Origin of the sequence: Burkholderia sp. SRS-25 (assembly GCF_004343765.1) — a bacterium.
Classification (GTDB): domain Bacteria; phylum Pseudomonadota; class Gammaproteobacteria; order Burkholderiales; family Burkholderiaceae; genus Burkholderia; species Burkholderia contaminans.
Genome location: NZ_PTXM01000011.1, coordinates 41,404 through 61,457, shown reverse-complemented (window position 1 = coordinate 61,457; position 20,054 = coordinate 41,404). Strand labels below are relative to the sequence as shown.

Below are 20,054 nucleotides of genomic sequence, written 5' to 3'. Positions count from 1 at the left end.
GATGAAAGCGCATTAGAACATGGAGCGGAGACAATGGCGAGCATCTCGATGCGGCGCGTGCAGAAAGCCTATGGCGATCACGCGCCGGTCATTCGCGACGTCGATCTGGAGATCGGCGCGCACGAGTTCTGCGTGTTCCTCGGGCCGTCCGGATGCGGCAAGTCGACGTTGCTGCGGATGATCGCCGGGCTCGAGGATCTGAGCGCGGGCGAGCTGTCGATCGACGGCCGCCGCGTCGACGACGTGCCGGCCGCCGAGCGCGGTGTCGCGATGGTGTTCCAGAGCTACGCGCTGTTTCCGCACATGACGGTCTACGAGAACATGGCGTTCGGGCTGAAGCTCGCGCGCGTGCCGAAGGCCGAGATCGACCGGAAGGTACGCGATGCCGCGCGCATCCTGCAGCTCGACACGCTGCTCGATCGCAAGCCGAAGGCGCTGTCGGGCGGGCAACGGCAGCGCGTCGCGATCGGCCGCGCGATCGTGCGCGAGCCCGGCGTGTTCCTGTTCGACGAACCGCTGTCGAACCTCGACGCCGCGCTGCGCGGCCAGACCCGCATCGAAATCGCGAAGCTGCACCGCCAGTTCGAACGCGCGAGCGTCGTCTATGTGACGCATGACCAGACCGAAGCGATGACGCTCGCCGACAAGATCGTGCTGCTGCATGCCGGCGCCGATACCGCGCAGCACGGCAGCATCGCGCAGGTCGGTGCGCCGCTCGACCTCTACCACCACCCGTCCAGCCGCTTCGTCGCAGGCTTCATCGGTTCGCCGCGCATGAACTTCCTGCCGGCCGTCGTGACCGCCTGCGATGCGCATCGCACGACCGTCACGCTCACACCGTCCGGCGAAACCTTCGTACTGCCACGCGACGGCTCGGCGCTCGGTGCGGGCGCCACCGTAGCGCTCGGCATTCGCCCCGAACACCTGACGCTCGGCACCGCGCACGACGCGACGTCGCTCGCACGCGACGTCGCACTCGTCGAACGCCTCGGCGAACAGACCTACGTGCATCTCGACCAGCCCGGCGGCCACTCGCTCATCGCGAAGGTGTCCGGCGACGCGCAGGTGCGCAGCGGCGAACGCGTGCTCGTGCATGCGCCGGCCGCGGCCTGCCATCTCTTCACCGAAGACGGCCGCGCGGTGCCCGCGTGCGCCGACGTCCACGTTCACCATTACGCATAAGGATCGGGCATGCGCCTCGGAGTCTGTTACTACCCGGAACACTGGCCGGAAACGATGTGGGCCGACGATGCCCGCCGGATGAAAGCGCTCGGCATCGAGCAAGTGCGGATCGCCGAATTCGCGTGGAGCCGGATCGAGCCGTCGCCGGGCGAATACGACTGGGGCTGGCTCGATCGCGCGGTCGACGTGCTCGGCGCGGCCGGCCTCGAGATCGTGATGTGCACGCCAACCGCCACGCCGCCGAAATGGCTGGTCGACCGCCATCCCGACATCCTCGCGATCGGTGCGGACGGCCGGCCGCGCAAGTTCGGCTCGCGCCGCCACTACGACTTCTCGTCGCCGACCTATCTCGAGGCGTCGCGCCAGATCTGCACGGCGGTCGCCGAACGCTACGGCCGCCACCCTGCCGTGCGCTACTGGCAGACCGACAACGAGCTGGGCTGCCACCAGACCGTCGTCGGCTACTCGCCGGCCGCGCTCGTGCGCTTCCGTGCGTGGCTGAAGGCGCGCTACGGCACGATCGACGCGCTGAACCGCGCGTGGGGCACCGTGTTCTGGAGCATGGAGTATCGCCATTTCGACGAGGTCGACGCGCCCGTCGGCACCGTGACCGAGGCTCACCCGTCGCACCGCCTCGACTACCGGCGCTTCGCGTCGGACGAAGTCGCGCGCTATCACCGGATGCAGGTCGACGTGATCCGCGAGCATTCGCCGGGCCGCCCGGTCGCGCACAACTTCATGCAGCTGTTCACCGAGTTCGATCACTACAAAGTGGCACGCGACCTCGACATCGCGACCTGGGACAGCTATCCGCTCGGCGCGCTCGAGGAGCAATGGTTCGCACCCGACGTGAAGGCGCGCTGGCTGCGCACCGGTCATCCCGATTTCGCGTCGTTCAATCACGACCTCTATCGCGGCATGTCGAAACTGCCGTTCTGGGTGATGGAGCAGCAGCCGGGCCCCGTTAACTGGGCGCAATGGAACCCCGCGCCGCTGCCGGGCATGGTGCGCCTGTGGAGCTGGGAGGCGTTCGCGCACGGCGCCGGCTGCGTGTCGTATTTCCGCTGGCGGCAGGCGCCGTTCGCGCAGGAGCAGATGCATGCGGGCCTGCACACCCCCGATGACCAACTCGACGAAGGCGGCCGCGAGGCGCAACGCGTCGCGAACGAGATCGCGGCCGTGCACGACGCCGGCGCGGATGCGGACGGCGCCGTGCGCGCCCCCGTTGCACTGGTCTTCGACTACGACGCGAAGTGGCTGTTCGAAGTGCAGCCGCAGGGCGCCGATTTCCATTACCCGCGCTTCGCATTCGAGTACTACTCGGCGCTGCGCTCCCTCGGCCTCGACGTCGACATCGTTTCCGCGCACGCGCCGCTCGACGGCTACCGGCTCGTCGTCGTACCGCCGCTGCCGATCGTCCCGGACGACTTCGCCGCGCGGCTCGCGGCGTCCGGCGCGCATGTCGTGCTCGGCCCGCGCACCGGTTCGAAGACCGTCGACCTGCAGATCCCGCCGACGCTGCCGCCCGGCCCGCTTGCGTCGATCCTGCCGGTGCGCGTGTGGCGCGTCGAATCGCTGCGGCCGAACGTGACCGAGCAGATCGACGGCACGCTGCGCGACGGCGCGCCGCTCACCGGCAACGCACGCCACTGGCGCGACTTCGTCGAACTGCACGACGACACGCACAGTGTCGTGCGTGCGCGCTTCGCCGACGGCCATCCGGCTTGCGTGTCGCACGGCATGCTGCACTACTGGGCCGCGCTGTTCGACGACGCGACCACCGTCCGGCTGTTCGCCGACGTCGCGGCCGAAGCCGGCCTCGCGCCCGCCCCGCTCGGCGACGGCGTGCGCGTGAGCCGGCGCGGCGACCTGACCTACGTTTTCAACTATGGCGACGCGCCGCACACGATCGACGCGGTGCCGCCGTCGGCGTTCGTGCTCGGCACGGCGCAAGTCGGGCCGCAAGACGTGGCCGTGTATCGAAGCCGTTCGTAGCAACCGCGACCGGCGCCACGACGTGCCGGTGACGTACAACGACACCCAGAACTGGAGACACGTATGACCCATCGCCCCCTTCGCGCCGCCGCCCGGCTCGCCGCGGCCGCCGCTGTCGCACTGGCATCGCTCGGCATGACGGCGCCCGCCGATGCCGGCACGCTGACGATCAACATCGCGTTCAAGGGCGCCAGCCAGCGCGCGGTCTGGCAGTCGACGCTCGAAGCGTTCCGCAAGGCGCATCCCGACATCGACGTGAAGGCGACCTTCGTCGACGAGGAAGCGTACAAGGTGCAGCTCCCCGCCTGGCTCACGACCATCGCACCGGACGTCGTGAACTGGCACGCCGGCGAACGGATGGCGTACTACGCGAAGCGCGGGCTGTTCGAGGACCTGAGCGGCGACTGGGCAAAGAACGGCTGGGGCGCGATGTACGCGTCGACGCGCGACGCATCGTCATACAACGGCAAGCAGTACGCGGCGCCGACCGTCTACTACTCGTGGGGGCTGTTCTACCGCAAGGACCTGTTCCGCAAGGTCGGCATCGCCGACGAGCCGAAGACGTGGGACCAGTTTCTCGACGCGTGCAAGAAGCTGAAAGCGGCCGGCGTCACGCCGATCGCGATCGGCGGCCGCGACGCGTGGACCCTCGCCGGCTGGTTCGACTATCTCGACCTGCGCCTGAACGGCAACGCGTTCCACCAGCAGTTGATGGCCGGCGACGTGCCGTACACCGACCCGCGCGTGAAGAAGGTCTACACGACGTGGAAATCGCTGATCGACGCGGGCTACTTCATCGACAACGCGCTGTCCTACGATCTCGACGGCGCGCAGCCGTTCCTGTTCCAGGGCAAGGCCGCGATGATGCTGATGGGCACCTTCATCGCGGCGGGCTTCCCGCCGAACGTGAAGCAGGAAATGGGCTACTACCGCTTCCCGATCATCGACCCGAAGGTGCCGACCGCCGAAGACGGCCCGGTGGAATCGCTGCATATCCCGACGAAGGCGAAGAACAAGGCCGACGCGCACACGTTCCTCGCGTTCGTCGAAACGCCCGAGATGGGCGCGAAGCTCGCGGAAGGGCTCGGCTCGCTGTCGGCCAACAGCAAGTCACCCGAGCCGGCCGATCCGATCTCGCGCGTCGGGTTCCGGATCCTTGCCGACACGAAGGGCGGCGTCGCGCAGTTCTACGACCGCGACATGACGAAGGAAATGGCCGACGAGGGGATGAAGGGGATGCAGCAGTTCCTCGCGAATCCCGCGCAGCTCGATACGGTGCTCGCGCAACTCGAACAGACCCGCAAGCGCATCTACAAGAAGTAACCGCGTGACCCAACCGGCGGCCCCGCGCCGCCGTGCCCGTTCAGGAGGCTTGCCGTGTCCAGTCCGATCACGTCCCCCCCGCCCGCCGGCGCGGGCGCCGCGCCGCCGCCACGCGGCGGATCCGCCGCCACCGCCCTGCCCGCGCGTCGCCCGTCGCCCGCCTTGCGGCGCCAGCAGCGCGCCGCGTGGCTCTTTCTCGCGCCGGCCTGCGCGATGGTTGCCGTCTATGTGATCTGGCCGATCCTGTCGACGCTGTGGCTGAGCCTGTACAACTGGGACGGGATGACCGAGCGCACCTTCGTCGGTCTCGCGAACTACGCGGAGCTGCTGCATGCGCCGACGTTCTACACCGCGCTGCGCAACAACGTGATCTGGCTCGCGCTCTTCATGCTCGCGCCGCCGCTCGGCCTCGCGCTGGCGTTGTACCTGAACCAGGCGGTGGCCGGCATCCGGCTCGTGAAGTCGCTGTTCTTCGCGCCGTTCGTGCTGTCCGGCGTGGTCGTCGGCCTGATCTTCTCGTGGTTCTACGATCCGACGTTCGGCCTGCTCGCGCTGATCGCCGGGCACGGCATCCCGGTGCTCGGCGATGCGCGCTACGCAACGTTCGGCATCGTGTTCGCCGCGCTATGGCCGCAGACCGCGTACTGCATGATCCTGTACCTCACCGGCCTCACGTCGCTCAACCCGGAACAGATCGAAGCCGCCCGGATGGAAGGCGCGCGCGGATTCGCGCTGCTGTGGCACGTGGTGCTGCCGCAGTTGCGGCCGACCACCTTCATGGCGATCGTCGTCACGGTGATCGGCGCGCTGCGCAGCTTCGACCTGATCTCGGTGATGACGAGCGGCGGCCCGTTCGAGAGCTCGACCGTGCTCGCGTATTACATGTACGACCAGGCGATCAAGTACTACCGGCTCGGCTATTCCGCGTCGATTGCGGTCGTGCTGTTCGCGATCATGCTCGTCTACATCGTGTTCCAGTTGCGCCGCCTGCTGCGCAACGAGCAATAACCTGACCGGTGGCCATCATGTTTCCGACTCCCGTTGCTCAATGGAAGCCTGTGTCGCGCAGGCTGTACAAGCTGTCGTTGCCGGTTGCGCTGTTGATCTGGCTGCTGCCGATGATCGCGGTGTTCGTCACGTCGGTGCGCTCGACCGAGGAACTGGTCGAAGGCCACTACTGGGGCTGGCCACGGCACTTCTCGATGATCGAGAACTATCGCGATGCGCTGACGACGTCGCCGATGCTGCATTACTTCTGGAACAGCGTGCAGATTACGGTGCCTTCCGTTGTCGGGTCGATTGCGCTGGCGGCAATGGCGGGCTTTGCGCTGGCGACCTACAAGTTTCGCGGGAGTACGGCGCTGTTCGGGACGTTCGTTGCCGGTAACTTCGTGCCCGTGCAAGTGTTGATGATTCCGGTGCGGGATCTGTCGCTGCGGCTCGGTGTGTTCAATACGGTCGAGGCGCTGATTCTTTTTCATGTGGCGTTTCAGACGGGGTTCTGCACGCTGTTTCTGCGCAATTTCATCAAGCAGCTGCCGTTCGAATTGATCGAGGCGGCGCGGATCGAAGGGGCGGGGGAATGGACGGTGTTTTACCGGATCGTGCTGCCGCTGATCCGGCCTGCGTTGGCCGCGCTGGCGATTCTCGTTTTTACGTTCGTGTGGAACGACTACTTCTGGGCGCTGTGTCTCACCCAAGGCGATGAAGCCGCGCCGATCACGGCGGGCGTTGCGGCGTTGAAGGGGCAATGGACGACGTCGTGGAATCTCGTGTCCGCCGGGTCGATTCTGGCGGCGTTGCCGTCCGTCGCGATGTTCTTCGCGATGCAGAAACATTTCGTGGCGGGGCTGACGTTCGGGGCGACCAAAGGCTGAACGCGCAGCTTCGCGTATTCGTATCTCCCCCTCCGCATCGTGAGGTTGCCCGCTTCGGCGGGCTTTTTTCTGGCCGTCGCAGAGCGGCGAAGCACGATACGCGCTGCCCGCGTTCGCAGGTTCGAAGTGTTCGACACGGCGGCTTCGATCGTCGACAATTCCGGGGGCGGCCCAACAACCCTGATCGACACACCTGACGACCCGACGTTCAACAGACACGAGCCATCTATGCTGATTTGGGCGCCGACACGGAAATCCCTTGATCGTCGATGCGAAAGCGAAGGCACGACCGTGAAAGTCGCGATCGAACAACTCGACGACGGCGTCTTTCTACTGATGCGGTACGAATCCCTGGACGCGTCATTTCCGACATCGGATCATTTATATCTTTCACTCGAAGTGATATACGACGAATGCGAGGAAGTCTATGGAATCGGTCGCGCGGACTGGCTTCAGCCGTGACCGCTTCCTGACCATTGCACGCGGTCGCAGGACGAACGCCGATTTCACATGCAAAACTTCGACACATCATTCGGCACGCTTGGCGTGGTGAACGAGCCGACCTATTCATTCAGTTCGATGACCAACACGCGGTTTTACGCCCACGAGGTACTGCTCACCGAATATGGCCCGGCATCGATCCATGGGGTGACGTTGAACGGTCATGGTCAGATGGTTATCGGTGCTGGCGGGGGATGCTCGACAGTACATGACCATTCTTCAGTGATCGTCGACGACAAGCTTTACCTGGCCGTTGGCGACCATGCCGTCTGCATTTCCCTGTCGTCACCTCATGAATTGACGTGGGCAGTACGAGTCGATCAGGCCACTTGCTTCGGTCTCCACTGGGACGCCGGCCGGCGTGCACTTATCGTGCACGGGGAACTCGAAATTTCCCGCCTATCGCTGGATGGCGATCTGATATGGCAGGCCTCTGGCGCCGACATATTCACTGAAAGCGTTCGGTTACAGCCCGATCATGTTGAGGCCGTCGATTTCGAGCGAAGGGTATATCGATTCGATTACGCGACGGGCGACGTGATGCGTGATTAGCATTCGGCCTTTGAGCCGTATCTCAACGCCCCTGAGCTGCATTCGGGTCGAGAAACGACATCTTGCGACGCACTTCTTTCGCACCACCGCTAAGCCCCTCCCGGCCCGGCACCGCCATCCTTGATCCGCAACCGCGCATCTACCACCCCAATGTTCTTCTCATGCGCCACAAGCATCTGCGTAAGCGCATGGTGCATGTCGGGCTGCGCAAGAGTCGGCAGCAACGCTTGCAGCTTCCGCACAACCCACCGCTGTCCACGATTCAAAAACGCCAGCCGCTCCGGCAAATCCTCGATCGCCATCGCCTTCTCATAGAACGCCCCGGTAGCATGCGTCGGCGTCGCATCGAGCGACCGAATCGCATCGACCAGTACCGCACACCAGTGCGCCTCATCCTGCCGAATACTCGCCACAAGCCGATGAAGTTCGGGATCCTCGATTTCCGCCGCCGTCTCCGACGCAACCCGCGCACCTGCGCGCTCGGCTTCCAGCAGTTCATTCAGCAACGCAAGCAACGCGTCGCGCTGCGCATCCGCGGATTCGTCCGCTGCTTTGGCACGACGGGCGTCGTGCCCGTCATCGTGGGTCCGGTTCGACATGCGATGTCCTCCGTTTCAGGAAGGGTGGCGCACCGGTTCGTCCGACGTGGTTCCGTCAGGCATTGCTCACGCGACAGCGGGGCCACACGAAGAATGGCTCACAGTCTGACATAGCACCGTGACACGCGTTGCCAGACGACCCGCTGCGCGTGATGCACCTCAAGCCACATCGCCACGCACAGCCGACATCACGTCCACCCTTCAAGCCTCAACGTCGACCGCACCAGCCGCTGCTCCTCCTGCTCGATCTCCCGCAGATACTCGACACACTGGCGAATATGTTCGCTAGCCGCCTTGCGCGCCTGATCGGGCAACCGCCCCGTCACCGCGTTATAAAGCCGCGCGTGCTGCCGGTCGATCTGCTTCTTCAACGGCTCACGGTGATAAAGATTGTTCACCGACGCAAACACCGAACTCAGCAGCAGATCCGTCAGCGACTGCAGCGTATTCACCAGCACCGGGTTATGCGAAGCCTCGCAGATCGCGAGATGAAACGCGTGATCGAGCTTCGCGCGCGCGGCGGGGTCGAGATCCTGCGCATCGGCCGCGGTCATCTCCTCATAGCGACGCTTGATCAGGATGAAATCGGCCGGCGTGCCGCGCAGCGCCGCGAGCCGCGCGGCCTCCGTCTCGAGCATCCCGCGCACCTCGAACAGGTCGTACAGCGTGCGCGGCTGCGAACCGAGCAGATGCATCATCGGCGTGATCTCGCGTTGCGGGGTCAGGCTCGCAACGAACGAGCCCTTGCCGTGCGTGGTGTCGATGATGCCGCGCGCGCGCAGCAACTTCATCCCTTCACGCACGGCCGTACGCGACACGCCGAGCTTCTCGGTCAGCCGCCGTTCGGACGGCAATGCCTGCCCGGCCTTCAGCACGCCGTCGACGATCAGCTGCTCGATGCGCTCTGCAACGACGTCGGCCACGTTCCGCGCCGAGCCCGCCTGTTCCTGCATTTCCATACTGGTATGACCACTTCGGAAGGATATCGGTGATTTTCCCACAAACCCGTTTAGACATTCAGTTTCAAGGCGATCGACACAGCTGCTTTCCGGCCACCTCGCAAAAACTGGTATGACCACGCCCGCCATGTCTGGACACGCACGCGCCGGCCGCCAAGAATCCTTCCCTTCCGGCGTGCCGCGCGTCGCGCAGCCGCCTGCATGGTGGAGACAACCCCGATGAGTTTCACCTACGACGAACGGATCGACGGCCCGCTGGCGACCGTCGGCCGCGACACACTCGTCGCCGCGCTGCACGCGGCGGCGCCCGGCCTCGACGTGCTCCACGAACGCGAGGCGCTCAAGCCGTTCGAATGCGACGGCCTCGCCGCATACCGCACGGTGCCGCTCGCGGTCGTATTGCCCGATACGGTCGAGCAGGTGCGCGCGGTGCTGCGCGTCGCGGCCGCGTTCGGCGTGCCGGTGGTCGCGCGCGGCGCGGGCACCGGCCTGTCGGGCGGCGCGATGCCGCTCGAAAAAGGCCTCCTGCTCGTGATGGCGAAGTTCAACAGGATTCTCGACATCGACCCCGATGCCGGCATCGCGCGCGTGCAGCCCGGCGTGCGCAACCTCGCAATCTCGCAGGCGGCCGCGCCGCACGGCTTGTACTACGCGCCCGATCCGTCGTCGCAGATCGCGTGCTCGATCGGCGGCAACGTCGCCGAGAACGCGGGCGGCGTGCACTGCCTGAAATACGGGCTCACGGTGCACAACATCCTGAAGGTGGAGATCCTGACGATCGACGGCGATACGCTCACGCTCGGCGCCGATGCGCTCGACGCGCCCGGCTTCGACCTGCTCGCGTTGTTCACCGGCTCGGAAGGAATGCTCGGCATCGTCACGGAAGTCACCGTGAAGCTGCTGCCGAAGCCGCCGAGCGTGAAAGTGCTGATGGCAAGTTTCGACGACGTCGCGGAAGCCGGCGCGGCGGTCGCACGGATCATCGGCGCGGGCGTGATCCCCGGCGGCCTCGAGATGATGGACAACCTCGCGATCCGTGCGGCGGAGGATTTCATCCACGCGGGCTACCCGGTCGATGCGCAGGCGATCCTGCTGTGCGAGCTCGACGGCTCGCCGACCGACGTCGACGAAGACACCGAACGCGTCGCCGCGCTGTTGCGCGACGCGGGTGCAACCGAGATCCGCGTCGCACGCGACGAAGCCGAGCGCCAGCGCTTCTGGGCCGGCCGCAAGAACGCATTCCCGGCGGTCGGCCGCATGTCGCCCGACTACTACTGCATGGACGGCACGATCCCGCGCCGCGAGCTGCCGCGCGTGCTCGAAGGCATTGCCGCGCTGTCCGCCGAATACGGGCTGCCGGTCGCGAACGTGTTCCACGCGGGCGACGGCAACATGCACCCGCTGATCCTGTTCGACGCGAACCGGCCCGGCGAACTCGACCGCGCGGAAGCGCTCGGCGGCAAGATCCTGGAGCTGTGCGTCGCGGCGGGCGGCAGCATCACCGGCGAGCACGGCGTCGGCCGCGAGAAGATCAACCAGATGTGCGTGCAGTTCAACGCCGACGAGATCACGTTCTTCCACGCGGTGAAGGCCGCATTCGATCCGCAGGGCCTGCTCAATCCCGGCAAGAACATCCCGACGCTGCACCGCTGTGCCGAATTCGGCGCGATGCACGTCCATCACGGCAAGCTGCCGTTTCCCGAACTGGAGCGCTTCTGATGCGACGCGACATCGAATCGATCGACGACAGCGCGGCGCTCGTCGCGCAGGTCGACGCGGCGATCCACGACCGCCAGCCGCTGTACGTCCGCGGCGCCGGCACGAAGGCGTTCCTCGGCCGCCCCGTCGAAGGCCGCACGCTCGACGTGCGCACGCATCGCGGCGTCGTGTCGTACGACCCGACCGAACTCGTCGTCACCGCGCGCGCGGGCACGCCGCTCGCCGATCTCGACGCGATGCTCGACGCAGCCGGCCAGATGCTGCCGTGCGAGCCGCCGACGTTCGGCGGCGCGGCAACGGTCGGCGGCATGTTCGCGGCGGCGCTGTCGGGCCCGCGCCGCCCGTGGGCCGGCGCGGTGCGCGACTTCGTGCTCGGCTGCCGCGTGATCACCGGCCACGCGAAGCACCTGCGCTTCGGCGGCGAGGTGATGAAGAACGTCGCGGGCTACGACGTATCGCGGCTGCTCGCGGGCAGTTTCGGCTGTCTCGGCGTCGTGACCGAGGTGTCGTTGAAGGTGCTGCCGAAGCCGCGCGCGACGGGCGATCTCGCGTTACAGCTTGCCGTGGGCGAAGCCGTGCAGCGCGTCGCCGCGTGGCGACGCGCAGGACTGCCGCTCGCGGGCGCCTGCCATGCGGACGGTGTGCTGCGCGTGCGTATCGAAGGCGGCGAGGGCTCGGTGAAAGCCGCGCGCGACACGATCGGCGGCGAGCGCATGGACGATCGCGACGATGCGTTCTGGGCTCGGCTGCGCGACCTGGCGCTGCCGTTCTTCGACGATCCTCGCCCGCTGTGGCGCGTATCGGTGCCGGCCTCTGCGCCGCTCGACGCACTGCCCGGCGCACTGCTTGCCGACTGGGGCGGCGCACAGCGCTGGATAAAGAGCGACGCGGCACCGGCCGACGTGCAGCAGTTCGCCGCGCAATGGGGTGGCCACGCGACCTGCTGCACGCGGGGCGCGACGCGCGAGCCGTTCCAGCCGCTGCCGCCCGCGCTGCTGCGCGTGCACCGGCAGCTCAAGGCGCAGCTCGACCCGCACGCGATTTTCAATCCCGGCCGCCTGTACGCCGACTTCTGACGCGAACCCGATTCCGACCCGCCGATGCAAACCAATCTCAGCGAAGCAAGCAAGGCCCTCGCCCGGGCCGACGAAGCGGAAGCGATCCTGCGCGCGTGCGTGCACTGCGGCTTCTGCAACGCGACCTGCCCGACCTACCAGGTGCTCGGCAACGAGCTCGACGGGCCGCGCGGGCGCATCTACCTGATCAAGCAGTTGCTCGAAGGCGAGCCGTGCGGCGAGCGCACGCAGCAGCATCTCGACCGCTGCCTCACGTGCCGCAACTGCGAGACGACCTGCCCGTCCGGCGTGCGCTATCACACGCTGCTCGACATCGGCCGCGCGGAAGCCGAGAAGCGTGTGCAGCGGCCCGCGCGCGAGCGCCTGCTGCGCGCGGGGCTGCGCCACGTCATACCGCGCCCGGCGACGTTCGCCGCGTTGCTGAAGGCCGGCCGCGCGCTGCGCCCGCTGCTGCCCGGCACGCTGCAGGCCAAGATCCCGGCCGCCGTCTCCGCGGTCGCACCGCGCCCGCCCGTGCGCCACGCTCGGCGCGTGCTGATGCTCGAAGGCTGCGTGCAGCCTTCGCTGTCGCCGAACACCAATGCGGCCGCCGCGCGCGTGCTCGACCGGCTCGGCATCAGCGTGAGTCCGGCGCGCGAAGCCGGCTGCTGCGGCGCGACCGAATATCACCTGAATGCGCAGGATGCCGGCCTCGCCCGCGCACGCCGCAATATCGACGCATGGTGGCCCGCGATCGAAGCGGGCGCCGAAGCGATCGTGCTGACGGCGAGCGGCTGCGGTGCGTTCGTCAAGGAATACGGCGACCTGCTGCGCTCCGACCCCGTCTATGCGGAGAAAGCGCAACGCGTCAGCGCGCTCGCACGCGATCTCGCCGAAGTGATCGCGGCCGAGCCGCTCGACGCGCTGGCCGGGTCGACGCCACGCCGCATCGCGGTGCATTGCCCGTGCACGCTGCAGCATGCGCAGCGCCTCGGCGGCGCGGTCGAGCGCATCCTGACGCAGCTCGGCTTCGATCTGACGAATGTCGTCGACGGCCATCTGTGCTGCGGCTCGGCCGGCACGTATTCGCTGACCCAGCCCGAACTCGCGACGAAACTGCGCGACAACCGGCTCGACGCGCTCGAAGCCGCGCGGCCGGACCTGATTGTCACGGCCAACGTCGGCTGCCAGACTCACCTGAACGGCGCGGGCCGCACGCCTGTGCGCCACTGGATCGAGCTCGTCGACAACCACCTCGTCAACTGACCAGATTCCGGAGGAATGCCATGCAGACGAAACCCGAACTCGAACTCGCCGATGCCGACCGCATGCTCGCCGCCGCCCGCGCGGAAGCGGAGCGTCACGGCTGGGCCGTGTCGATCGCCGTCGTCGACGACGGCGGCCACCTGCTCGCGTTCGCCCGCCTCGACGGCGCATCGCCGGCCAGCGCCGCCATCGCGCAGGACAAGGCGCGCGCGGCGGCGCTCGGCCGTCGCGAGACGAAGGCGTATGAGGATATGATCAACGGTGGCCGCACCGCGTTCCTGAGCGCGCCGCTGACGGGGTTGCTCGAAGGCGGCGTGCTGGTCACGGTCGGCGGCCGGATCGCAGGCGCGATCGGCGTGTCTGGCGTAAAGTCCGAACAGGACGCGCAGATCGCCCGCGCCGGTACACAAAGCGTCGTGGCATAGCCAGCCAACGCGCGCGCGTTTTTCATTCCCCGGGAGGAATCACGATGATCGACCAAGCAGGACTGCAAGTCGCGCCAGCGCTGAGCCAGTTCATTGAAAACGAAGCGCTGCCGGGCACCGGCATCGACAAGGCCGCGTTCTGGAGCGGTTTCTCGGCCCTGGTGCACGACCTGGCGCCGCGCAACCGCGAGCTGCTCGCCGAACGCGACCGCCTGCAGCAGGAACTCGACACCTGGCACCGCGCGCACCCCGGTCCCGTGCGCGACCACGCCGCGTATCGCGCTTTCCTCGAACAAATCGGCTACCTCGTGCCGGTCCCGTCGAGCGTCGCGGCAGCCACCGCGAACGTCGACAGCGAGATCGCCACGCAGGCCGGCCCGCAGCTCGTCGTGCCGCTGTCGAATGCGCGCTACGCGCTGAACGCCGCGAACGCCCGCTGGGGCAGCCTGTACGACGCGCTGTACGGCACCGATGCGCTGCCTGAAGACGGCGGCGCCGAACGCACCACGGCCTACAACCCGACGCGCGGCCAGCGCGTGATCGACTACGCGCGCAACGTGCTCGACAACGCGGCGCCGCTCGCGAGCGGCTCGCATCGCGACGCGCTGCGCTACCGCGTGCAGGACGGCCAGCTCGCCGTCGAAACCGCGAAGGGCGTCGTGCATCTCGCGCAGCCTGCGCAGTTCGTCGGCTACCAGGGCGCGGCCGATGCGCCGTCCGCGATCCTGCTGAAGCACAACGGCCTGCACCTCGAGATCCAGATCGACGCATCGACGCCGATCGGCCGCGCCGATCTCGCGAACGTGAAGGACGTCGTGCTCGAAGCCGCGGTCAGCACGATCATCGACTGCGAGGATTCGGTCGCGGCGGTGGACGCGGAAGACAAGGTCCAGCTTTACCGCAACTGGCTCGGCCTGATGCAGGGCACGCTGGTCGAGGAAGTCGCGAAGGGCGGCAAGACCTTCACGCGCCGCCTGAACGCCGATCGCGAGTACACCACGCCCGCCGGCGGCACGCTGTCGCTGCACGGCCGCTCGCTGCTGTTCGTGCGCAACGTGGGCCACCTGATGACCAACGGCGCGGTGCTCGACCGCGAAGGCAACGAGATTCCGGAAGGGATCCTCGACGGCGTCGTCACGGTGCTGTGCTCACTGCACGACCTGAAGGCGAAGCGCAACTCGCGCACGGGCTCGATCTACATCGTGAAGCCGAAGATGCACGGCCCGGCCGAAGTCGCATTCGCCGATACGCTGTTCGCGCGCATCGAGGATCTGTACAACCTGCCGCGCAACACGCTGAAGATGGGCATCATGGACGAGGAGCGCCGCACCAGCGTGAACCTCGCCGCGTGCATCGCCGCGGCTGCCGCACGCGTGGCGTTCATCAACACCGGCTTCCTCGACCGCACCGGCGACGAGATGCACACCGCGATGGAAGCGGGCCCGATGATCCGCAAGGGCGACATGAAGTCGTCGGCGTGGATCCAGTCGTACGAGCGCAACAACGTGCTCGCGGGCCTGTCGGCCGGCCTGCGCGGCCGTGCGCAGATCGGCAAGGGCATGTGGGCGATGCCGGACCTGATGCATGCGATGCTCGAGCAGAAGATCGCGCATCCGCGCGCCGGCGCGAACACCGCCTGGGTGCCGTCGCCGACCGCCGCGACGCTGCACGCGCTGCACTACCACCTCGTCGACGTCCAGGCCGTCCAGCAGGAACTCGAGAAGACGCCGTACGCAAGCGAACGCGACGCGCTGCTCGAAGGCCTGCTGACCGTGCCGGTCGTCGAGCGCGCCGCGTGGAGCGAGGCCGAGATCCTGAGCGAAGTCGAGAACAACGCGCAGGGTATCCTCGGCTACGTCGTGCGCTGGGTCGAACAGGGCGTCGGCTGCTCGAAGGTGCCCGACATCCACGACGTCGGCCTGATGGAAGACCGCGCGACGCTGCGCATTTCGAGCCAGCACATCGCGAACTGGCTGCGCCACGGCGTGATCACCGAAGCATTCGTGCTCGACGTGTTCAAGCGGATGGCGCGCGTCGTCGACCAGCAGAACGCCGGCGACCCGAACTATCGCCCGATGGCGCCCGGCTACGACCAGTCGACCGCGTTCAAGGCCGCGTGCGCGCTCGCGCTGCAGGGCACGTCGCAGCCGAGCGGCTATACCGAGCCGCTGCTGCACCGGTTCCGCCTCGCGTTCAAGGCGCAGCAGCACGGCGGTTAAGCGTCAGGGTGCTTCACGAAACGGGCGGCCGCCACGGCCGCCCGTTTTCATTTTCGTGTTCACCCGGCCGTTGAAACAGATAATCGGCGCATATCGTCCGCCTTCATTTTTGGCATGCGTGTGCCGTTAACCAGGTGGAATCGACAGCGGCATGCCGCCCGCCACGGCCCTTCATGTCGCGAAGCCTTGCGCCACAACGCTCTGCCCGGGATTCGGAAGGGCGGGATTACACGGTAATTTGATCCGGATCAACCGTCTGCAAGATTTCTCGCGTGCGCGGACGCGCGCGTTATACTCCGTTGAATTCGCGTTGCCCGATTCGTCGGATCGTTGAATCGGCGCAGATGTCACCAGTAAATGCTTGATTTACCGGTATATCTGGCCGCGATTACCGATAATCGACGCCCATTTTCCCCGCCGGCCGGCAGAAAGGCGTCGGAATGGCCGCGTAACGGATCGCCGCCGGCACGACATACGAACAATCGCATCGGCCCGCCTCCCGGCGGCAATGCCCACCGATCCACAGATCATGGCAGAAACCGACTACGCAATGCCCAGCGAATCCGGCCTGACGAGCCGTGTCGCCGCACATCTGCGCCGGTTCCTGCTGCCGCACCTGATCTTCTACACGGGGCTGCTGATCGCGCTGGTCCTGCTCCTCCTGTGCGGGATCGTGCTGTACGAAGGCCGCATCGACGCGCGCGACCGCTCGATTGCGATGCAGCAGAATCTGGCGCTGATGGCGTCGTGGGACATCGAGCGCAACATCGAGATCTATTCGCTGTCGCTGCAGGGTGTCGTCGACAGCGAGAACGACCCCGCGGTCGTCAACCTGCCGATGCCGCTGCGCCGCCAGGTGCTGTTCGACCGAGCGACGACGGCCAAGTACCTCGGCGGCATCTACGTGCTCGACGCGAAGGGCGACATCGCGGTCGACGGCAAGAGCGACGTGCCGCGCAAGGCCAACTTCGGCAACGAGCCGTACTTCACCGTGCACCGCGACCACCCCGACATCGGCCTGTACGTCAGCCCGCCGTATCACTCGCGGCTGCGCGACGGCTCGCCGAGCATCGCGCTCAGCCGGCGGATCGCCACGCCCGACGGCTCGTTCGACGGTGTCGCCGTGATGTCGATCCGGCTCGAATATTTCCAGAACCTGTTCTCGCGCCTGTCGCTGGGCGATCGCGGCTCGATCGCGCTGATCAACACGGACGGCAGGATGCTCGCGCGCGAGCCGTACGACCCGAAGATCGTCGGCCGCGACATCAGCCGCGCCAGCACGTTCCGGCGGTTCATGACCGCCAATGAAGGCAGCTTCGCCGATACCGCATCGATCGACGGCGTGCGGCGCCTGTACGTGTTCCGGCACCTCGACCATCTGCCGCTCATCATCATGGTCGCGCGCTCGGAAGCGGACACCTACGCCGCGTGGCACGACCGTGCGGTTCCGATCGGCTCCGCGATGGCAGCGCTCGCGATCGGCTTCGTCGGCCTGTCGCTGCTGCTCGACGTGCAATTGCGCAAGCGCCACCGCGCGGAAACCGAGCTGCAGGCGCTCGCGCGCACCGACGGCCTCACGGGCCTCGACAACCGGCGGATGCTCGACGTCACGCTCGCGCGCGAATGGCGCCGTGCCGCGCGCTCGCAGCACGCGCTGTCGCTGCTGTTCATCGACGTCGATCACTTCAAGCGCTACAACGATACGCAAGGGCACCAGGCCGGGGACGACGCGCTCGCCGCGGTCGGCCACTGCATCGCCGGCTGCCTGCGCCGCCCGGCCGACTATGCGGCACGCTACGGCGGCGAAGAGTTCGTCGTTGTGCTACCCGACGTCGACACGGACGGCGCGGTGTCGATCGCCGAGACGATCCGTACCGGCATCCTCGATCTCGGCATCCGGCACGACGCCGGTACGTCCGGCCGCCTGACGGTGAGCATCGGCGTGACGACCGGCTATCCCGAACACGACGACGACATGCAGGGCGCGCTGAAGCTGGCCGACGTCGCGCTGTATCGCGCGAAGGAAGGCGGGCGCAACCGCATCGTCGTGCACCCGGCCGCTTCTGGCGGACTCGCGGCGCGGCAGGCCTGAGCGGCCGGACGCGCCACGCCGCCGAGCGACGGCCGGGCGGCCGCCGGGCCGCCGTCGCCGCCCGTGCGCAAAATCGCCGACAATGTCGCCTCGACATGCCGCCGCACGGCTGACGCGCCCGGCGCGGCCCGCGCGGGTGCGCGGCTGCTTCGCACCACCATGAGACTCAAGGCAAAGATCTTCCTTCTGGCCATCGTGCCGTTCCTGCTCGCGATCGCCGGCATCGGCTTCGGCGTGCGCCAACAGGCGACGTCCCTCGCGCGCACGCAGCACGCGACGATCCAGGCCGCGTACCTGTCGAGCAAGGAAGTCGAGCTTAAGCACTATGTCGAGCTGGCGACGAGCGCGATCATGCCGCTCTACGACGCGAGCGGCCGCAACGCGCGCGACGACGCAATGCTGCGCACGCAGGCGCTCGCGATGCTGCAGAAGATGGATTTCGGCCCCGATGGCTATTTCTTCGTGTACGACCTGCACGGCAATTCGTTGATGCATCCGCGCGAGCCCGAGCGCGTCGGCCACAACTACTGGTCGATGCGCGACCCGCAAGGCGCGCTGACGATCCAGAAGCTGATCGGCGCCGCGTCGAGCGGCGGCGGCTACGTGCGCTACGCATGGCAGCGGCCGTCGACGGGCCGCGTCGCGCCGAAGCTCGGCTACGTCGTCGCGCTCGAGCGCTGGGGCTGGATGGTCGGCACCGGCATCTATCTCGACGACGTCGACACCGCGCTGCAGCGCATCGACGCACGCGCGTCCGCGAACATCGAGCGCACGATGAGCTGGCTCACCGCGATCGCGCTCACCGGTGCGGCGGCGATCGCCGTGTGCGCGCTGGTGCTGAACGTCAGCGAGTCGCGCAGCGCCGACGCCAAGCTCAAGCTGCTCGCGCAGCGCGTCGTCGAATCGCAGGAGCAGGAGCGGGCGCGGCTGTCGCGCGAGCTGCATGACGGGATCAGCCAGATGATGGTGTCCGCGAAGCTGATGCTCGAATCCGCGCTCGCACGCTTCGAACGCGGCTCGGCGCGCCTGCCCGAAGCCGAGCAGGCGCTGGCGTCGGGCGTCGGGCGGCTCGGCGACACGCTGCGCGAAGTGCGGCGCATCTCGCATGCGCTGCGACCGTCCATGCTCGACGACCTCGGTCTCGCGGCCGCGCTCGAGCAGCTGGTGCGCGAGCTCGGCGCCGAAAGCGGCATCGACATCGGCTATACGCAGGTCGCGCACAGCGGCACCCGGCCGCTGCCGGAAGCCGTCAACACCGCGCTGTTCCGGATCGCGCAGGAAGCGCTCAGCAACATCGTGCATCATGCGCAGGCATCGCGCGCGGCCGTCACGCTCGACGTCGGCGCGCAATCCGTCACGCTGACCATCGCCGACAACGGCTGCGGCTTCGACGCCGAACGCTCGCAGGCCGACGCGCGCCGCGGCATCGGCCTGCGCAACATGCGCGAGCGCCTCGACGCGCTCGGCGGCATGCTGACGATCACGTCGCAGGTCGGCCACACGATCGTCGCCGCGCGCGTACCGCTGCCCGGCGCCGCGTCACGACGCGCCCCATAACAGGAGACCTTTCACGCATGAGCGCCCCCGACACCGCCCGGCCCGTCGCCCGACTGCTGCTCGTCGACGATCATCCGCTCGTGCGCGACGGCTTGCGGATGCGGCTCGAAGCGGCCGACCTGTCCGTGGTCGGCGAAGCCGGCAACGCCGACGAGGCGCTCGCGCTCGCCGCGTCGCTCGAACCCGATCTCGCGCTGATGGACGTCGGCATGAACGGGATGAACGGCATCACGCTCGCGGGCGTGTTCCACGAGCGCTTTCCGGGCATCCGCGTGCTGATGCTGTCGATGCACGACAACGTCGAATACGTGACGCAGGCCGTGCGTGCCGGCGCGAGCGGCTACCTGCTGAAGGATTCGCCCGCGAGCGAGATCGTGCGCGCGATCGGCGCGGTGCTGGCCGGCCAGACGTTCTTCAGCGAAGGGCTCGCCGCGCGGATGATCCACGCGAGCGCGACCGCGTCGCCGCTCGACCGGCTCACGCCGCGCGAACGCGACATCCTCGACGCGCTGGCGGAAGGGCTGTCGAGCAAGCAGATCGCGCAGCAGACGGGGCTGTCGGTGCGCACGGTCGAGACGCACCGGCTCAATCTGAAGCGCAAGCTGGAAATCGAAGGGCAGGCGGAGCTGATCAAGTTCGCGGTGGAGCATCGACGGAGGTAGGGCGCCATCCCGGTTGCGCGAGTCACGCGCAAGTTAGCTTCCAATTTCATACTTGTCCAATCGACCTCACC

Annotated in this window: 16 protein-coding genes and 1 pseudogene; 15 read left to right on the top strand and 2 right to left on the bottom strand. The window is 67.4% G+C overall.

Annotation, left to right across the window (positions count from 1 at the left end; genetic code table 11):
* Positions 1 to 33: 33 nt before the first annotated feature.
* The 7 genes from ugpC (at position 34) to C5O79_RS16800 (ending at position 7,430) form a co-directional block, all read left to right on the top strand.
* Positions 34 to 1,182 carry a sn-glycerol-3-phosphate ABC transporter ATP-binding protein UgpC gene (gene ugpC / locus C5O79_RS16830; protein WP_131931491.1) on the top strand — a complete coding sequence of 383 codons (1,149 nt, stop codon included), beginning with the start codon at positions 34 to 36 and terminating at the stop codon, positions 1,180 to 1,182.
* A gap of 9 nt (positions 1,183 to 1,191) precedes the next feature.
* Entirely contained in the window at positions 1,192 to 3,177 is a 1,986-nt protein-coding gene (locus C5O79_RS16825; RefSeq protein ID WP_131931489.1) for a beta-galactosidase, read from the top strand.
* A gap of 63 nt (positions 3,178 to 3,240) precedes the next feature.
* Entirely contained in the window at positions 3,241 to 4,500 is a 1,260-nt protein-coding gene (locus C5O79_RS16820) for an extracellular solute-binding protein (RefSeq protein WP_131931487.1), read from the top strand.
* A gap of 54 nt (positions 4,501 to 4,554) precedes the next feature.
* Complete coding sequence (locus C5O79_RS16815) at positions 4,555 to 5,508, top strand: sugar ABC transporter permease (RefSeq protein ID WP_047851398.1); 954 nt, start codon at positions 4,555 to 4,557, stop codon at positions 5,506 to 5,508.
* A 17-nt stretch (positions 5,509 to 5,525) separates the two neighbouring features.
* Positions 5,526 to 6,377 carry a carbohydrate ABC transporter permease gene (locus C5O79_RS16810; protein WP_046548796.1) on the top strand — a complete coding sequence of 284 codons (852 nt, stop codon included), beginning with the start codon at positions 5,526 to 5,528 and terminating at the stop codon, positions 6,375 to 6,377.
* Positions 6,378 to 6,422: 45 nt separating this feature from the next.
* Complete coding sequence (locus C5O79_RS16805) at positions 6,423 to 6,839, top strand: hypothetical protein (protein WP_131931485.1); 417 nt, start codon at positions 6,423 to 6,425, stop codon at positions 6,837 to 6,839.
* Between the two features lie 48 nt (positions 6,840 to 6,887).
* Positions 6,888 to 7,430: a hypothetical protein gene (locus tag C5O79_RS16800; protein ID WP_122477202.1), complete on the top strand. Its 543-nt coding sequence runs from the start codon at positions 6,888 to 6,890 to the stop codon at positions 7,428 to 7,430.
* Between the two features lie 89 nt (positions 7,431 to 7,519).
* Here C5O79_RS16800 and C5O79_RS16795 read toward each other — a convergent pair.
* Positions 7,520 to 7,966, bottom strand: a pseudogene (locus C5O79_RS16795) (DUF6306 domain-containing protein); the annotation flags it as partial.
* A gap of 251 nt (positions 7,967 to 8,217) precedes the next feature.
* Positions 8,218 to 8,988, bottom strand: coding sequence for a transcriptional regulator GlcC (gene glcC / locus C5O79_RS16790; protein WP_046548799.1), 771 nt, complete (start codon positions 8,986 to 8,988; stop codon positions 8,218 to 8,220).
* 219 nt (positions 8,989 to 9,207) lie between these two features.
* Between glcC and glcD the strand changes: the two genes are divergently transcribed.
* The 8 genes from glcD to C5O79_RS16750 all read left to right on the top strand — a co-directional run bounded on the left by glcD (position 9,208) and on the right by C5O79_RS16750 (position 19,983).
* Positions 9,208 to 10,707, top strand: coding sequence for a glycolate oxidase subunit GlcD (gene glcD / locus C5O79_RS16785; RefSeq protein ID WP_122477206.1), 1,500 nt, complete (start codon positions 9,208 to 9,210; stop codon positions 10,705 to 10,707).
* Entirely contained in the window at positions 10,707 to 11,783 is a 1,077-nt protein-coding gene (gene glcE, locus C5O79_RS16780) for a glycolate oxidase subunit GlcE (protein WP_122477208.1), read from the top strand. Before glcD ends, glcE begins: the two co-directional genes overlap by 1 nt.
* 24 nt (positions 11,784 to 11,807) lie before the next feature.
* On the top strand, positions 11,808 to 13,028 hold the full coding sequence (gene glcF, locus C5O79_RS16775; protein ID WP_046548802.1) for a glycolate oxidase subunit GlcF: 1,221 nt from the start codon (positions 11,808 to 11,810) through the stop codon (positions 13,026 to 13,028).
* Positions 13,029 to 13,048: 20 nt separating this feature from the next.
* A complete protein-coding gene (locus tag C5O79_RS16770) occupies positions 13,049 to 13,453 on the top strand; it encodes a heme-binding protein (protein ID WP_122477211.1) in 405 nt (134 codons plus the stop codon).
* 44 nt (positions 13,454 to 13,497) lie between these two features.
* Positions 13,498 to 15,672 (top strand): malate synthase G, encoded by a 2,175-nt coding sequence (locus tag C5O79_RS16765; protein ID WP_122477213.1) that lies wholly within the window; start codon positions 13,498 to 13,500, stop codon positions 15,670 to 15,672.
* A 529-nt stretch (positions 15,673 to 16,201) separates the two neighbouring features.
* On the top strand, positions 16,202 to 17,764 hold the full coding sequence (locus tag C5O79_RS16760; RefSeq protein WP_046548805.1) for a sensor domain-containing diguanylate cyclase: 1,563 nt from the start codon (positions 16,202 to 16,204) through the stop codon (positions 17,762 to 17,764).
* A 159-nt stretch (positions 17,765 to 17,923) separates the two neighbouring features.
* Positions 17,924 to 19,321 carry a cache domain-containing protein gene (locus tag C5O79_RS16755; RefSeq protein ID WP_046549479.1) on the top strand — a complete coding sequence of 466 codons (1,398 nt, stop codon included), beginning with the start codon at positions 17,924 to 17,926 and terminating at the stop codon, positions 19,319 to 19,321.
* 17 nt (positions 19,322 to 19,338) lie between these two features.
* Positions 19,339 to 19,983, top strand: coding sequence for a response regulator transcription factor (locus C5O79_RS16750; RefSeq protein WP_011353642.1), 645 nt, complete (start codon positions 19,339 to 19,341; stop codon positions 19,981 to 19,983).
* The last annotated feature ends 71 nt before the right edge of the window (positions 19,984 to 20,054 follow it).

Bases quoted from the DNA above. Each gene is read 5' to 3' on its own strand.
- ugpC (WP_131931491.1), top strand. From the start codon at position 34: ATGGCGAGCATCTCGATGCGGCGCGTGCAGAAAGCCTATGGCGATCAC.
- C5O79_RS16825 (WP_131931489.1), top strand. From the start codon at position 1,192: ATGCGCCTCGGAGTCTGTTACTACCCGGAACACTGGCCGGAAACGATG.
- C5O79_RS16820 (WP_131931487.1), top strand. From the start codon at position 3,241: ATGACCCATCGCCCCCTTCGCGCCGCCGCCCGGCTCGCCGCGGCCGCC.
- C5O79_RS16810 (WP_046548796.1), top strand. From the start codon at position 5,526: ATGTTTCCGACTCCCGTTGCTCAATGGAAGCCTGTGTCGCGCAGGCTG.
- C5O79_RS16800 (WP_122477202.1), top strand. From the start codon at position 6,888: ATGCAAAACTTCGACACATCATTCGGCACGCTTGGCGTGGTGAACGAG.
- glcC (WP_046548799.1), bottom strand. From the start codon at position 8,988: ATGGAAATGCAGGAACAGGCGGGCTCGGCGCGGAACGTGGCCGACGTC.
- glcD (WP_122477206.1), top strand. From the start codon at position 9,208: ATGAGTTTCACCTACGACGAACGGATCGACGGCCCGCTGGCGACCGTC.
- glcE (WP_122477208.1), top strand. From the start codon at position 10,707: ATGCGACGCGACATCGAATCGATCGACGACAGCGCGGCGCTCGTCGCG.
- glcF (WP_046548802.1), top strand. From the start codon at position 11,808: ATGCAAACCAATCTCAGCGAAGCAAGCAAGGCCCTCGCCCGGGCCGAC.
- C5O79_RS16770 (WP_122477211.1), top strand. From the start codon at position 13,049: ATGCAGACGAAACCCGAACTCGAACTCGCCGATGCCGACCGCATGCTC.
- C5O79_RS16765 (WP_122477213.1), top strand. From the start codon at position 13,498: ATGATCGACCAAGCAGGACTGCAAGTCGCGCCAGCGCTGAGCCAGTTC.
- C5O79_RS16760 (WP_046548805.1), top strand. From the start codon at position 16,202: ATGGCAGAAACCGACTACGCAATGCCCAGCGAATCCGGCCTGACGAGC.
- C5O79_RS16755 (WP_046549479.1), top strand. From the start codon at position 17,924: ATGAGACTCAAGGCAAAGATCTTCCTTCTGGCCATCGTGCCGTTCCTG.
- C5O79_RS16750 (WP_011353642.1), top strand. From the start codon at position 19,339: ATGAGCGCCCCCGACACCGCCCGGCCCGTCGCCCGACTGCTGCTCGTC.